The 14,367-nt window shown below is 70.8% G+C and carries 11 protein-coding genes and 1 tRNA gene; 1 reads left to right on the top strand and 11 read right to left on the bottom strand.

Features of this window, described 5'->3' with window-relative positions; translation table 11 throughout:
* Positions 1-109 precede the first annotated feature (109 nt).
* Together ACIBAI_RS12920 and ACIBAI_RS12915 are read right to left on the bottom strand one after the other, a co-directional pair.
* Positions 110-1,465, bottom strand: a complete 1,356-nt coding sequence (locus ACIBAI_RS12920) for a hypothetical protein (RefSeq protein ID WP_399033610.1) — start codon at positions 1,463-1,465, stop codon at positions 110-112.
* Positions 1,466-1,838: 373 nt separating this feature from the next.
* Entirely contained in the window at positions 1,839-1,967 is a 129-nt protein-coding gene (locus ACIBAI_RS12915; RefSeq protein WP_217649982.1) for a DLW-39 family protein, read from the bottom strand.
* A gap of 347 nt (positions 1,968-2,314) precedes the next feature.
* On the opposite strand from ACIBAI_RS12915, the gene ACIBAI_RS12910 reads away from it, so the two are divergent.
* Positions 2,315-2,668 (top strand): DUF6344 domain-containing protein, encoded by a 354-nt coding sequence (locus ACIBAI_RS12910; RefSeq protein WP_399033608.1) that lies wholly within the window; start codon positions 2,315-2,317, stop codon positions 2,666-2,668.
* Between the two features lie 341 nt (positions 2,669-3,009).
* On the opposite strand, the gene ACIBAI_RS12905 is transcribed toward ACIBAI_RS12910, so the two are convergent.
* The 9 genes from ACIBAI_RS12905 to dnaN all read right to left on the bottom strand — a co-directional run bounded on the left by ACIBAI_RS12905 (position 3,010) and on the right by dnaN (position 13,956).
* On the bottom strand, positions 3,010-3,489 hold the full coding sequence (locus ACIBAI_RS12905) for an OsmC family protein (RefSeq protein WP_399033606.1): 480 nt from the start codon (positions 3,487-3,489) through the stop codon (positions 3,010-3,012).
* Positions 3,490-3,747: 258 nt separating this feature from the next.
* Positions 3,748-3,824 (bottom strand) — tRNA-Ile (locus tag ACIBAI_RS12900).
* Positions 3,825-3,946: 122 nt separating this feature from the next.
* Positions 3,947-4,720, bottom strand: coding sequence for a DUF3566 domain-containing protein (locus ACIBAI_RS12895; RefSeq protein ID WP_399033604.1), 774 nt, complete (start codon positions 4,718-4,720; stop codon positions 3,947-3,949).
* Positions 4,721-4,738: 18 nt separating this feature from the next.
* Positions 4,739-7,333, bottom strand: coding sequence for a DNA gyrase subunit A (gene gyrA, locus ACIBAI_RS12890; protein ID WP_399033602.1), 2,595 nt, complete (start codon positions 7,331-7,333; stop codon positions 4,739-4,741).
* A gap of 42 nt (positions 7,334-7,375) precedes the next feature.
* Complete coding sequence (gene gyrB, locus ACIBAI_RS12885) at positions 7,376-9,460, bottom strand: DNA topoisomerase (ATP-hydrolyzing) subunit B (RefSeq protein WP_399033600.1); 2,085 nt, start codon at positions 9,458-9,460, stop codon at positions 7,376-7,378.
* A 514-nt stretch (positions 9,461-9,974) separates the two neighbouring features.
* Positions 9,975-10,511 (bottom strand): DUF721 domain-containing protein, encoded by a 537-nt coding sequence (locus ACIBAI_RS12880; protein WP_399033598.1) that lies wholly within the window; start codon positions 10,509-10,511, stop codon positions 9,975-9,977.
* Positions 10,508-11,629 carry a DNA replication/repair protein RecF gene (gene recF, locus ACIBAI_RS12875; protein WP_399033596.1) on the bottom strand — a complete coding sequence of 374 codons (1,122 nt, stop codon included), beginning with the start codon at positions 11,627-11,629 and terminating at the stop codon, positions 10,508-10,510. Before recF ends, ACIBAI_RS12880 begins: the two co-directional genes overlap by 4 nt.
* 40 nt (positions 11,630-11,669) lie before the next feature.
* The gene (gnd, locus tag ACIBAI_RS12870) at positions 11,670-12,545 is read right to left on the bottom strand and encodes a phosphogluconate dehydrogenase (NAD(+)-dependent, decarboxylating) (protein ID WP_399033594.1); all 876 of its coding nucleotides are present in this window, start codon (positions 12,543-12,545) and stop codon (positions 11,670-11,672) included.
* A gap of 280 nt (positions 12,546-12,825) precedes the next feature.
* A complete protein-coding gene (gene dnaN, locus ACIBAI_RS12865) occupies positions 12,826-13,956 on the bottom strand; it encodes a DNA polymerase III subunit beta (RefSeq protein ID WP_399033592.1) in 1,131 nt (376 codons plus the stop codon).
* Positions 13,957-14,367: the final 411 nt, after the last annotated feature.

Genomic DNA, 14,367 nt, shown 5'->3' with positions numbered 1-14,367 from the left:
CGGTCCGTGTCCGACCGGCTCCCGATCACGCCCGAGCCGCCCGGCGGCGAGCCGGCCCCGCCCACCGATCCGTCGGCCCGCCGCCCATCGGCTCACCGGCCCGAGCGGTCTACGACGGCCCCGCCGCCCTCCGCCGGGCCACCACCGTCCACACCCCGAGCCCCGCCAGCAGCACGCTCCCGGCGCCGATCCCGCTCACCGCGACCACCTTCATCGCGAGGCCGCCCCCGGCTCCCCCCTCCGACACCGCCTCCCGGTCCTCCTCGGTGACCTCGAAGACGCCCCGCGGCACGGATTCCCCCGCGTATCGGGGGCCTTCCTGCGCCGCCCCCTCGACCCGCACGCGCAGCGTCAGCCCGAACGGGCCGGCACCGAACCCGTCGGCCACCTGCTCCGCCAGATGCACGACCAGGTAGTAGGAACCGGCGAACCGCATCGCGCGGATCTGTTCGGCGGCGGCGTACCGGTTGCGGTACGCGACCGGCGGCCCGGGAGCGAGCGCGACCGTCTGCTGACCGCCGTCGTAACCGGCGCCGACGTCCTGCGCCTGCCCGCGCACGGGGTTGTACAGGGACAGGTCCAGCGCGCCCGTCGCGTACCCGGAGCCGCCGCTGGAACTGCCCAGCTCGGCGGTGGCGTACAGCTGCTGGCCCCAGTCGACCGGCACCTTGTAGAAGAGCGTCCGGCCGGGCTCGATGTCGTCGCGCCAGACGCCCTGCCCCACGGTGGTCGCGTCGGCGAAGCCCGCGCCGCCCCGCCGGCGTACGGGCTCGTCCATGAGGGGTTCCGGCGAGGCGGAGTCCCAGACCTCGGGCGCGTCGGTCCCGCCGGCCCGCTCCGGGCGCGGTTCGGTCACGGCGGCGATCTCCAGGTCCCAGGCGTCCGGCGAGGAGGCCTCCGGGTCGACGCGTTCGACGGCGACGTAGTAGGTGCCGGCGTCCTGGCACAGGGACCTGGCGGGGGAGATCTCGCGCATGCCCCAGGCCGCGATCGGGTGCGGGCTGCGCGCGGCCCCGAACGTCGTGGTGTCGAAGGAGCAGGACTGGCTGCCGGCGTCCTGTACGGCGACCCGGATCCCGTCCACGGCGGAGATCGTGCTGCCGGGCCGGGGAACGGCGGTGACGGAGACGTACGCGCTTTGGACGGCGTCCAGTTCGAGTCGGTAGTGGACCTTGCCGCTCCTGGGCAGGGAACTCCGGTACGTGGCGCCGGGCTCCAGACGCACGGCGTCCGCGGTGCTCCCGGACCCGTCGACGCGCCGGGCGTCCTCGGCGAAGGCGTAGCCGCCGCTCGCCGTCCCGGCCGCGCGGGCGGCCTGCCCCGGCAGGACGGCCGTCGTGCACAGCACCGCGGCCACGACCCCCAGACGCCGCAGGGCCGCGGGCGCACGGGCGATCGCCGGACGGCGCCCCGGCGCACCCCCTCGCCTCGCCCCCGCGCACCACCACGCCGTATGCCGCCCCATCACGCGCCCCCTCGTCACCATCCGGAACACCAGCCGGACCACGCACCGAAACACGGACCGAAAAGCGAACCACAACACGAAGCGGAACAGCACCGCTCCACGAGCCGCACCGCTCCACGAGCCGCACCGCACCACGAGCCGCACCGCCGGACCGCCCGCCCGGACCGGAGCCGACCGGACCGGAGCGGAGTTGACCGTCCCGGACCGGAGACATGCCGAACCGGACCGGGAACCGTCGGGGCGGCCCCAACGCCGACGACCCGAATCGCGGAACCGTGGCCCATCCTGCCCCGCCGCTCCCGGTGCCATCCGCACAACACAAAACCCCGACCGAAACGACGGCCGGGGTCTGCTCAGAATCGGATGTCGATGCTCACGAACCCGTGGTCACGGAGTCGGTCGCCTCCGTCCACAGATCCTGCTCGGCGCGATCCGCCTGGATCTGGCGGTACACGAGGAGCCCGCCGATGGCGGCCAGTGCGACCAGGAGAAGCTTCTTCACCGCGCGACCTCGTCTTTCCTTGACGTAGGGGACCTCTGGCGCCCGACTATACACACCGACCGATATCGATCGGTGATCTGCGTGGCCGCTCAACTCCGGGCGAACGGAGCGCAGTAGGAACGGATGAAACCGTTTCGACCAGAGGGTGATCACGCTCTCACGGACGGTCACTTCGACCGGCAATCACCCGCTTCCTCGGCTTTTCGCCCGCCTTGCACCCATCCGAGTGGTGTTCATCCGAAGATCGACGCGCCACGGGCGTCGGTCCACCACTTCGCAGCCCTCCTGCACATCATGAGGAAGTACGCAAATCGCCCGACCCGAATGAGAACCGAAAGTGAGGGGCCATGGCCCGCAACAAGGTCATGAAGCTGTGGACCGTCGTCGTCACCGCCTTCCTCGCGCTGTGCGCGGCGCTCGGAATCGCCACGACGACCGCCACCGCGGCCGTACCGCAGACCGAGACGGCACGCAACAGCGACAGCACGCCGCTGACGACCGCACCGGCGATCTCCCCCCGGCCCTCCCTCAGGTCCCTGCCCCCCACGATGAAGCAACGCATCCGCGCCGAGGCCCACGGCAAGGCCCCCAGGTGCCGCCACAGCCCGCTGACGCACGCGGCCGAAGCCGCCCCTGCCGTCGCGTGCGCCCCGCTCACGCTCCCAGCACCCCGCACGCCCGCGGTCCCCCTCCAGCGCTGACGGCCCGGCACGCCCCGCGCACCGTCCCCGGCCCATCCCGGCCCCACCGTCATCGCTGACACCAGCAGCAACCCTCATCCCCCGCCACCCTGTCGTCACGGCGAACTTGCGTACAGCACCGCCCACCGCCGGGCCCGGCCGCTCGAAGGAGCCGCCGGGCCTTCCTGTCGTTCGCTGCTCGAACGCCTCGTGCGCTGTTTCCCGGTGCGGGTGCCGGACGCCGAGACCGGGCTTTCAGGGCACCCCGGCAGACGCGGCCCGCCGAGCCGGGGCCGCTCCGCGGAAGCCCGGGCAGGGGCGCCCGCCGGCTCTTCCGGAGCGGGGTGCTGCGGGAACGCCGCTCAGTCCCCCTGGACACGGATCACGGGAAGGTGGGTGATGGGGAAGTTCACCGAGCGGGCGATGAAGCACAGGGCGGGCACATCACCGTGCAGCGAGCGCGCCTTCTCCACCATCGACGCGTCGGCGACGGTCACCTCGGGACGCAGGACGACCTCGGTGATCTGGCCTCCTCCACCGCTGTCGTCCATGGTCATGACGCCGTGCGCGTGGTCCTCGTAGTCGGTGACGGTGACCCCGCCGACAGCGCAGAGGTGGAGGTACCAGAGCATGTGGCACTGGGCGACCGAGGCGACGAGCAACTCCTCAGGGTTCCACCGCGCGGGATCGCCGCGGAACGCCGGATCCGAGGAAGCCGCGATCCCGGCCTTGCCGACCGCCGACACTTCGTGATTCCGGCTGAAGGACCGGTAACTGTCCGTGCCCGATCCGAGGTTGCCCGTCCACTCGACCGTGACGTCGTAGGTATGCGTTGCCGTCATGGAGCCAGAGCTTAGGCAGCGCCGGGGCGGTACGGCGGCGTATGCCGCGAAACCGGTGCCGCCCCGCCGGCGTCACAAAGGCCCCGCCCTTCCCCTGCCCGTCCCGGCTTCCGCCCCGCCCGCCGCCGTCCCCGCACCGTGGAGCGGACGTGCTCCCCGGCGCCCGGGCCGAGCACGCCATCCGGCAGAACCCCGACGGCCGATGTCACCCGGGAACGCCGAAGACCCCCAACCACGATCGGCTGGGGGTCTTTCCGCTGGTGGGGCTAACAGGATTTGAACCTGTGGCCTCATCCTTATCAGGGATGCGCTCTAACCAACTGAGCTATAGCCCCGCCGCGCTCTGCGGTGTGTGTCCCGCGCGCTGACTCCTGAAGATTAGCGCACGACGTGCGCAGTCCCAAAATCGGCTGCCGGGGGACCGCCGACGGGCGGGAACCCGCCCGTCGGCGGCACGTCACTCGTCCTCCGCGAGCGTCAGCTCGACGCCGCCCACGAAGCCCGCGGACAGGTTGTAGATGAACGCCCCGAGCGTCGCGAGAGCCGTCGCCAGGACGACGTCGATGACCGCGATGATCGTCGTGAACAGCAGGACGTTGGGCAGCGACAGGAACGACTGGAGGTCGAAGCCGTTCGACTCGTTGGAGCCGGTCGCCTCGGAGATCGTGCCGCCGACCGTGGAGAAGACGCCCATGGCGTCCATGACCATCCACAGCACGGCGGCCGCGACGATCGTGCAGATGCCCAAGGCGATGGAGAGCAGGAAGCTGACCTTCATCACCGACCAGGGGTCGGCCTTCGCCACCCGCAGCCGCGCCTTGCGGACGCGGGGCGTCGTACGCGCCCCGGTGGTGCGCGGCCGGCGTGCCCCGTCCGCCGGAGCGGACGGCTGGTAGGCCTGCGGCGGGTGGTAGGGCCCGGAGGGCTGCTGTGCCTGCCGCTCCCCGGGCAGCGGGGAGGCCGGCTGGTCCGAGGTCTGCGGCTGGCCGCCCGGAGCGGCCGGGCCCGCTCCGGCCGCGTACTGCTGGGCCTGCGGGCCCCGGGTGTCCGTCACCGTTCCCCCCTGGGATCCGTGCGTGTCAGGCGAGGGCGAGCCCTTCGCGGGCGACTTGATCGCCTTCAGGTTGGTCGTGTGCGGGTCGCTCGCCTGCGCGGCGGAGCCACGGCCGCCGCCGTCCGTTTCCGTACCCGTCGAGGTACCGGCCGATCCGGCGCCCGTGGCTCCGCTCACGCTGACTCACTCCTCGTGCTACTCGGCCGAGGGCGCCTCACCCTCGTCCGTGCCGGTGGCCGCGGCATCCTCGGCGGTCTCGTCGACGGCCACGTCGCCGTCGACCTCCTCCGCCTCGCGTCCCGCCTCGGCGTTGCGTGCGATGCCGACCACGGCATCGCGCTTGCCCAGATTGATCAGTTGGACGCCCATGGTGTCACGGCCCGTCTCCCTGATCTCGTTGACTCGCGTACGAATCACACCGCCGGACAGCGTGATGGCGAGGATCTCGTCGGTCTCCTCGACCACCAGCGCGCCCACGAGCGATCCGCGGTCCTCCACGATCTTGGCGGCCTTGATGCCGAGGCCGCCGCGACCCTGGACGCGGTACTCGTCGACGGCGGTCCGCTTCGCGTATCCACCGTCAGTGGCAGTGAACACGAACGTACCGGGTCGGACGACATTCATCGAGAGCAGTTCGTCGCCCTCGCGGAAACTCATGCCCTTGACACCCGAGGTGGCACGGCCCATGGGGCGCAGGGTGTCGTCCGAGGCGGTGAACCTGATCGACTGCGCCTTCTTGCTGATCAGCAGAAGATCGTCGTCGGCGGAGACGAGCTCGGCTCCGATCAGTTCGTCGCCGGTCCCGTCCTCCCGCTCCCGGAGGTTGATGGCGATCACGCCGCCCGAGCGCGGGGAGTCGTAGTCCTTCAGCGGCGTCTTCTTCACCAGGCCGGACTTGGTGGCCAGGACCAGGTACGGCGCCGCCTCGTAGTCGCGGATCGCGAGGATCTCGGCGATCGCCTCGTCCGGCTGGAAGGCGAGCAGGTTCGCCACGTGCTGGCCGCGCGCGTCCCGGCCGGCCTCGGGCAGCTCGTAGGCCTTGGCGCGGTAGACCCGGCCCTTGTTGGTGAAGAACAGCAGCCAGTGGTGGGTCGTGGAGACGAAGAAGTGGTCGACGATGTCGTCTTCCTTCAGCTTCGCGCCGCGCACGCCCTTGCCGCCGCGCTTCTGCGCCCGGTAGTCGTCGGTCTTGGTGCGCTTGATGTAGCCGCCGCGCGTGACCGTGACGACGATGTCCTCCTCGGCGATCAGGTCCTCGATGGACATGTCGCCCTCGTAGGGGATCAGCTTCGTCTTGCGGTCGTCGCCGTACTTCTCGACGATCGCGGCCAGCTCCTCGCTGACGATGCCGCGCTGGCGGACCGGGGAGGCGAGGATCTCGTTGTACTCGTCGATCTTCGCCTGGAGCTCGTCGTGCTCCTGGACGATCTTCTGGCGCTCCAGGGCGGCCAGGCGGCGCAGCTGCATCTCCAGGATGGCGTTGGCCTGGATCTCGTCGATCTCCAGGAGGCTCATCAGGCCGCCGCGCGCGATCTCGACGGTCTCGCTGCGCCGGATCAGCGCGATGACCTCGTCGATGGCGTCCAGGGCCTTCAGCAGACCGCGCAGGATGTGGGCGCGCTCCTCGGCCTTGCGCAGGCGGAAGCGCGTGCGGCGGACGATGACCTCGATCTGGTGGCTCACCCAGTGGCGGATGAACGCGTCCAGGGAGAGGGTGCGCGGCACGCCGTCCACCAGCGCCAGCATGTTGGCGCCGAAGTTGGTCTGCAGGTCGGTGTGCTTGTAGAGGTTGTTCAGGACGACCTTGGCGACCGCGTCCCGCTTGAGCACGATGACCAGCCGCTGGCCGGTGCGCGAGGACGTCTCGTCGCGGACGTCGGCGATGCCGCCGATCTTGCCGTCCTTCACCAGGTCGGCGATCTTCTGCGCGAGGTTGTCGGGGTTGACCTGGTACGGCAGCTCCGTGACCACCAGGCACTGGCGGTTCTGGATCTCCTCGACCTCGACGACCGCGCGCATGGTGATGGAGCCGCGCCCGGTGCGGTAGGCCTCCTCGATGCCCTTGCGGCCGACGACGAGCGCGCCGGTCGGGAAGTCGGGGCCCTTGATGCGCTCGATGAGCGCGTCCAGCAGCTCCTCGTGGGAGGCCTCGGGGTTCTCCAGGTACCACTGGGCGCCGGCCGCGACCTCGCGCAGGTTGTGCGGCGGGATGTTGGTCGCCATGCCGACCGCGATGCCCGCCGAGCCGTTGATCAGCAGGTTCGGGAAGCGGGACGGCAGGACGGTCGGCTCCTGGGAGCGGCCGTCGTAGTTGTCCGTGAAGTCGACGGTCTCCTCGTCGATGTCGCGGACCATCTCCATCGACAGCGGCGCCATCTTGCACTCGGTGTAGCGCATGGCCGCCGCCGGGTCGTTGCCCGGCGAGCCGAAGTTGCCGTTGGAGTCCACGAGCGGCATCCGCATCGCCCACGGCTGGGCGAGGCGGACCAGCGCGTCGTAGATGGAGCTGTCGCCGTGGGGGTGGTAGTTGCCCATGACGTCGCCGACGACGCGGGCGCACTTGTAGAAGCCGCGCTCGGGGCGGTACCCGCCGTCGTACATGGCGTACAGGACGCGGCGGTGGACGGGCTTGAGGCCGTCCCGGACGTCCGGCAGCGCACGCGAGACGATGACGGACATCGCGTAGTCGAGGTACGAGCGCTGCATCTCCGTCTCGAGCCCGACGGGCTCGACGCGCAGGCCGGCCTGGCCGCCCTCTTCAGGCGTGGCGGGGGTGTTCTCGTCGGTCATTGCTGGTGAAGGTCCTTCCTGGTGCGGTCAGCTGAGACCGACTCAGATGTCGAGGAAGCGGACGTCCTTGGCGTTGCGCTGGATGAACGCGCGGCGGGCCTCGACGTCCTCGCCCATCAGGACCGAGAACAGCTCGTCCGCCTGCGCGGCGTCGTCGAGGGTGACCTGGCCGAGGACCCGGTGCTCCTGGTCCATCGTGGTCACGCGCAGCTCCTCGGCGTTCATCTCACCGAGGCCCTTGAAGCGCTGGATCGAGTCCTCGCGCACGCGCTTGCCGCGCTGGCGGCCCATCTCCAGCAGCGCGTCGCGCTCGCGGTCGGAGTAGGCGTACTCGACGTCGTCCTTGCCCCACTTGATCTTGTACAGCGGGGGGCGGGAGAGGAACACGTGCCCGGCCTCGACCAGCGGCCGCATGAAGCGGAACAGGAAGGTCAGCAGCAGGGTGTTGATGTGCTGGCCGTCGACGTCGGCGTCCGCCATCAGGATGATCTTGTGGTAGCGGAGCTTGGAGATGTCGAAGTCCTCGTGCACGCCCGTGCCGAACGCGGAGATCAGCGCCTGGATCTCCTGGTTCTGCAGGATCTTGTCGATGCGCGCCTTCTCGACGTTGAGGATCTTGCCGCGGATCGGGAGGATCGCCTGGTACTCCGGGTTGCGGCCGGACTTGGCCGAGCCGCCGGCGGAGTCGCCCTCGACGATGAAGATCTCGCACTTGGCGGGGTCGTTGGACTGGCAGTCGGCCAGCTTGCCCGGCAGGGACGCCGACTCCAGCAGGCCCTTGCGGCGGGTCAGGTCACGCGCCTTGCGGGCCGCCACGCGCGCGGTGGCCGCCTGGATGCCCTTGCGGACGATGTCCGCGGCCTCGTTCGGGTTGCGGTCCAGCCAGTCGTTGAGGTGCTCGTAGACCGCCCTCTGCACGAAGGTCTTGGCCTCCGTGTTGCCCAGCTTGGTCTTGGTCTGGCCCTCGAACTGCGGCTCGCTCAGCTTGACCGAGATGATCGCGGTCAGACCCTCGCGGATGTCGTCACCGGTGAGGTTGTCGTCCTTCTCGCGCAGCAGCTTCTTGTCGCGCGCGTACTTGTTGATCAAGGAGGTCAGCGCGGCGCGGAAGCCCTCCTCGTGGGTGCCGCCCTCGTGGGTGTGGATGATGTTGGCGAAGGAGTACACGCCCTCGCTGTAGCCGCTGTTCCACTGCATCGCGACCTCGAGGGACAGGCTCTTGTCCTTGTCCTCGGCCTCCAGGTCGATGATCGTGGGGTGGACGACCTCGCCCTTGCGGGCGTTGAGGTACTTCACGAAGTCGACGATGCCGCCCTCGTAGTGGTACGTGACGGACTTCGCCTCGCCCTTCTCGTCGGCGCCCGCCTCGTCCGCCCCGGCGGTGGCCTTCGCCGACTCGCGCTCGTCGGTGAGCCTGATCGTCAGGCCCTTGTTGAGGAACGCCATCTCCTGGAAACGCCGCGACAGCGTCTCGAAGGAGTACTCCGTGGTCTCGAAGATGTCCGGGTCGGCCCAGAAGGTGACCGAGGTGCCGGTCTCCTGCGTCGCCTCGTGCTTCGCCAGCGGCGCCGTCGGCACGCCCATCTTGTAGTCCTGCGTCCAGCGGTAGCCGTCGGTCTTGACCTCGACGGACACCTTGCTGGACAGGGCGTTCACGACGGACACGCCCACGCCGTGCAGACCGCCGGAGACCGCGTAGCCGCCGCCGCCGAACTTGCCGCCCGCGTGCAGCACCGTCAGCACGACCTCGACGGCCGGCTTGCCCTCGGAGGGCACGATGCCCACGGGGATGCCGCGGCCGTTGTCGATGACGCGGACGCCGCCGTCGGCGAGGATCGTCACGTCGATGGTGTCCGCGTGGCCGGCCAGCGCCTCGTCGACGGAGTTGTCGACGACCTCGTACACGAGGTGGTGCAGTCCGCGCTCGCCGGTCGAGCCGATGTACATGCCGGGTCGCTTGCGGACCGCGTCCAGACCCTCGAGGACGGTGATGGCACTGGCGTCGTACGAGGCGGTGACCTCACCGTTCGACGAGGTCGCCGCGCCGCTCTGACCGGCGTCGATGGACGGGATGTTCTCGTTGGGGTTGCCGGAATCGGCCACGAAGCGCCCTTTCTGGCACAGCACGAGCCGGGCTCGTCGGCGGGTTGCCGGAGCGGCTGCGGCATGTTGCGTTGGTAAGCCTTGATCAGCGTTGCTCAGCTTTTCCCGGACGGTCCCCACGATTGGGGCGGGATTGTCTTCCAGTCTACCGGTAGCACTGACATCGATGGGGGTTTGCCGGTACCTGAGTCCGCATGTGCCGCCCTGAACCGTGCTCGGCCGACTCCCGATATGCGGGTGGGGTCCCCAAGAGGCTCACGACGGCACTCAGCGCTTCCGGCCGTCAACCCGTGGCCCAACAGGAGGGAGGGCGCGATTCGCACCCGCGTGCGAGGGCGCGGCGGGGAGGGCGCCGACGGTCCGGAAACGCCGCCGACACCTCCTGATGTGATGTCAGTCACCTGCCGTCCACAGGTGTGGATGAAGACTTCCCGGGCCCCGGCGGCGGGCGGGAGAGGGACCGGCCGCACGGCCCGGGCGCGGTCACCGGCCAGGTGACCGGACGCGGTCACGTCCGGTCGCCGGGCCCGGGACCGCGTCAGCCGTAGGTGTCGCCGGGACCCGTGCTGCCGGGGGCGCGCAGCGGGCCGTAGCGGCGGGCGGGACCGCCGGGGCCCTGCACCCTGATCAGCCGGACCGTGCCGTGACCGAGGTCCTCGTTGAGCCGGGCGACCAGGGTCGGGGCGAGCAGGCGCAGGTTGGTCGCCCAGGCGGTGGAGTCGCAGCGCACGGTCAGCACGCGCTCCTCCTCGTCGTACTTCTCCGGCACGCAGTGCTTGGCCACGTCCTCGCCGACGATCTGCGGCCAGCGGCCCATCACGCCGCCCACCGCGGCCGGCGCCTCCCAGCCGCGCTCGGTGATGAGGCGGTTGATCGCCGCGCCGAGCGCCATGGGGTCGCGTCCGTCGGCCCGCGCGCCGGAACGCAGGCCGCCGCCGCGCCGTACCTGCCGCTTCTGCCACGCGGCGTCCCCCCGCGCGCGCGCCGCCTCCTTCGCCGCCCGCAGCGCCACGCGCGCGAGGTCGACCCCGGAGGGCTCGGGAGTCCTCCCGGAAGCCGGTCCGTCGTCGTTCATACGCGTTCCACCGTCCCCTCGGACACGGTGAACCGTGTCCCCGACAGCACATGCGGTACGTCGTCGTCGACCGCGGCGGTCACCAGGACCTGCTCCCCGGGCGCGACCAGCTCGGCCAGCCGCTCGCGGCGGCGGGTGTCCAGCTCGGCGAAGACGTCGTCGAGGACGAGCACCGGCTCGTTGCCCTCGGCGCGCAGCAGGTCGTAGGAGGCCAGACGCAGGGCCAGCGCGTAGGACCAGGACTCGCCGTGGGAGGCGTACCCCTTGGCGGGCAGCTGACCGAGTCTGAGGAGCAGATCGTCCCGGTGGGGTCCCACGAGGGTGACGCCCCGCTCGATCTCCTGCTTGCGGGCGTCGGCGAGCGCGGCCATCAGCTGCTCGAAGAGGTCCTCGCGCGTGTGCGCCTCGCCCGGCGCCGACGGCTTGTACTCCAGGACGACCGGGCCGCCGCCGGGGGCCAGCTGCTCGTACGCCTTGTCGGCCAGCGGCTGGACGGCGGCGATCAGGTCCAGGCGCTGGGCGAGCAGCTCGGCGCCCGCGCGCGCGAGGTGCTGGTCCCACACGTCGAGGGTGGACAGGTCCATGGCGCGGCCGCCGTGGCGGCGGGCCAGCGCGGCCGACTTCAGCAGGGTGTTGCGCTGCTTGAGCACCCGGTCGTAGTCGGAGCGGACGCCGGCCATGCGCGGGGAGCGGGCGGTGATCAGCTCGTCGAGGAAGCGGCGCCGCTCGCCGGGGTCGCCCTTGACCAGGGCGAGGTCCTCGGGCGCGAACAGCACGGTCCGCACGATGCCGAGCACGTCCCGGGGCCGGACCTGCGCGGACCTGTTGATCCGGGCGCGGTTGGCGCGGCCCGGGTTCAGTTCCAGCTCGATCAGCTGCTGCCGCTCGCCCTGCCGGACCTGCGCCCGGATGATCGCGCGGTCGGCGCCCATGCGGACCAGGGGGGCGTCGGAGGCGACGCGGTGGCTGCCCAGGGTGGCCAGGTAGCCGACCGCCTCGACGAGGTTGGTCTTGCCCTGCCCGTTGGGGCCGACGAAGGCCGTCACCCCCGGATCGAGCGGGACCTCGACCCGGGGGTACGAGCGGAAGTCGGCCAGCGACAGATGCGTGACGTGCATGGTCGTTTCGCCGACCTCCCCCAGCTGTTCGGGTGACTGCTTACTTCTTCTCGACCGCGTGGCCGCCGAACTGATTGCGCAGCGCGGCGATCATCTTCATCTGCGGCGAGTCCTCCTGGCGGGAGGCGAACCGCGCGAAGAGGGAGGCGGTGATCGCGGGCAGCGGCACCGCGTGGTCGATCGCGGCCTCCACCGTCCATCGTCCCTCACCGGAGTCCTGCGCGTAGCCGCGCAGCCCCGTCAGGTGCTCGTCCTCGTCGAGGGCGTTGACCGCCAGGTCCAGCAGCCAGGAGCGGATGACGGTGCCCTCCTGCCAGGAGCGGAAGACCTCGCGGACGTTCTCCACGGAGTCGACCTTCTCCAGCAGCTCCCAGCCCTCGGCGTAGGCCTGCATCATGGCGTACTCGATGCCGTTGTGGACCATCTTCGCGAAGTGCCCGGCGCCCACCTTGCCCGCGTGCACCGCGCCGTACGGGCCCTCCGGCTTGAGCGCGTCGAAGACCGGCTGCACCCGGGCGACGTGCTCCTCGTCGCCGCCGTACATCAGCGCGTAGCCGTTCTCCAGGCCCCACACGCCGCCGGAGACGCCGCAGTCGACGAAGCCTATGCCCTTGGCCGCCAGCTGCTCGGCGTGCTTCTCGTCGTCCGTCCAGCGCGAGTTGCCGCCGTCCACCACGATGTCGCCGGGCTGGAGCAGCTCGGCCAGCTCGTCGATCGTGGACTGGGTGGGCTCGCCGGCCGGGACCATCACCCACACCACGCGCGGGCCGGTGAGCTTGTCCACCAGTTCCCGCAGGCTGTGGACGTCGGCGAGGTCCGGGTTGCGGTCGTATCCGATGACGGTGTGGCCGGCGCGGCGGATCCGCTCGCGCATGTTGCCGCCCATCTTGCCGAGGCCGACGAGACCGAGCTCCATCAGTTGTGTTCCTTAGGTGTCCGAGGTGGCGTGACGGCACGTCCGCGCCCGGCGCAAACCTGCCGGATCACGTTCGTACTCGCGTCCGAGCCTAAACCCGGGCGCCGATGCACAGCTGTGGGCATACGCGCTCAGGCGTACGCCCCCCACCTGCGGATTTCCTCACCCTGTGGACAACCCCCGGCGGCACCCGGCCGGGCGGCCGCGCCGACCTGCCGCGGCCGTGCGGGGAACGCTCCCCGCACGCCCGGCCTCGTCCACCGGGAACCGTCCCGAGGACTCAGCCGCTCAGCCGCACCGGCATGATCAGGTACTTGTACGCCTCGTCCGCCTCGGCGTCCGCCGCGGGCTTGCCGCTGAGCAGCGCCGGCTTGGTGGACGTCGTGAAGGACAGCTGCGCCACCGGGGAGTCGATCGCGCTGAGGCCGTCCAGCAGGAACGTCGGGTTGAAGGCGATCGAGATGTCGTCGCCCTCCAGCTGGGCGTCGACCCTCTCCACAGCCTGTGCGTCGTCGCTGGAGCCGGCCTCCAGGACGAGCACGCCTTGCTCGAAGCTGAGCCGCACCGGGGTGTTGCGCTCGGCGACCAGGGACACGCGCTTGACGGCCTCCACGAAGGGGGCGGTCTCGATGGTGGCGATCGAGTTGAACTCGGTCGGGAACAGGGTGCGGTACTTCGGGAGGTCGCCCTCCAGCAGCCGCGTGGTCGTACGGCGGCCGGCGCCCTCGAAACCGATCAGGCCCTCGCCCGCGCCGGAGCCGGACAGCGCCAGCGTCACGCTGTCACCGGCGCCCAGCGCCTTGGCGGTGTCCAGGAGCGTCTTGGCGGGCACCAGGGCGACCGCGGAGGCGTCCGGGTTCTCCGGCTTCCACAGGAACTCGCGGACCGCGAAGCGGTAGCGGTCGGTGGAGGCCAGCGTGACCGTGTCGCCCTCGATCTCGATGCGCACACCGGTGAGGACGGGCAGCGTGTCGTCCCGGCCGGCGGCGATGGCCACCTGCTGCACGGCGGAGGAGAAGACCTCGCCGGGGATCGCGCCGGTCGCGTTCGGCATCTGGGGCAGGGCCGGGTACTCCTCCACCGGCAGGGTGTGGAGGGTGAACCTCGAGGATCCGCAGACGACCGTCGCCCGTACACCGTCTGTGGAGATCTCCACCGGGCGGTTGGGCAGGGCGCGGGAGATGTCGGCGAGGAGACGGCCGGAGACGAGCACCGTGCCCTCCTCCTCGACCTCGGCCTCGACGCTGACGCGCGCGGAGACCTCGTAGTCGAAGCTGGACAGGCTCAGCTGGCCGTCCTCGGCCTTCAGCAGCAGGCCGGCGAGGACAGGCGCCGGCGGACGGGCCGGGAGGCTGCGCGCCGCCCAGGCCACTGCCTCCGCGAGTACGTCGCGTTCCACCCGGATCTTCACCGTAAGCCGCCTCCTGCTGTTGCCGGCGTTCTCGCCCTGCTTCGCCTGCGTCGTCTGACTCGGTGCCGCCGTCCCTGTGGAGGAAGGACACCGGGAACCAGTCTGACGCACGGCACTGACAGTAGGTGCCCCTCGGGGTCAAGTCGTGACGAGGGGCAGCCGGGCAGGCGAGGGCCAGTTGTGCACAGGGCCCGCTTCGAAACGAATTCCGCGCTCTCTCTGGTCGGGAGTAGTAGTAGGGCCTGTGGATACCGTGGATAACCACGTTTGCCCAGCTCAGCACGGTGATTTTGTCCACGGGGCCTGTGGGCGGCGGCCGTGGACAACCGGGGCCCTCTGTGGAGAACGGAAAGTTCTGCACACCCCGTGCACAGGGTGAGGCGACTTCTCCCCAGCGCCGTCCCCAGTTTT

The organism is Streptomyces sp. NPDC051041, from assembly GCF_044456065.1.
Classification (GTDB): domain Bacteria; phylum Actinomycetota; class Actinomycetes; order Streptomycetales; family Streptomycetaceae; genus Streptomyces; species Streptomyces glaucus.
This window is presented reverse-complemented; position numbering and strand designations above follow the sequence as displayed.

Excerpts from the sequence above, each read along its gene's own strand:
- ACIBAI_RS12920 (WP_399033610.1), bottom strand. The coding sequence starts at position 1,465 with ATGGGGCGGCATACGGCGTGGTGGTGCGCGGGGGCGAGGCGAGGGGGT.
- ACIBAI_RS12910 (WP_399033608.1), top strand. The coding sequence starts at position 2,315 with ATGGCCCGCAACAAGGTCATGAAGCTGTGGACCGTCGTCGTCACCGCC.
- ACIBAI_RS12905 (WP_399033606.1), bottom strand. The coding sequence starts at position 3,489 with ATGACGGCAACGCATACCTACGACGTCACGGTCGAGTGGACGGGCAAC.
- gyrA (WP_399033602.1), bottom strand. The coding sequence starts at position 7,333 with ATGACCGACGAGAACACCCCCGCCACGCCTGAAGAGGGCGGCCAGGCC.
- ACIBAI_RS12880 (WP_399033598.1), bottom strand. The coding sequence starts at position 10,511 with ATGAACGACGACGGACCGGCTTCCGGGAGGACTCCCGAGCCCTCCGGG.
- recF (WP_399033596.1), bottom strand. The coding sequence starts at position 11,629 with ATGCACGTCACGCATCTGTCGCTGGCCGACTTCCGCTCGTACCCCCGG.
- gnd (WP_399033594.1), bottom strand. The coding sequence starts at position 12,545 with ATGGAGCTCGGTCTCGTCGGCCTCGGCAAGATGGGCGGCAACATGCGC.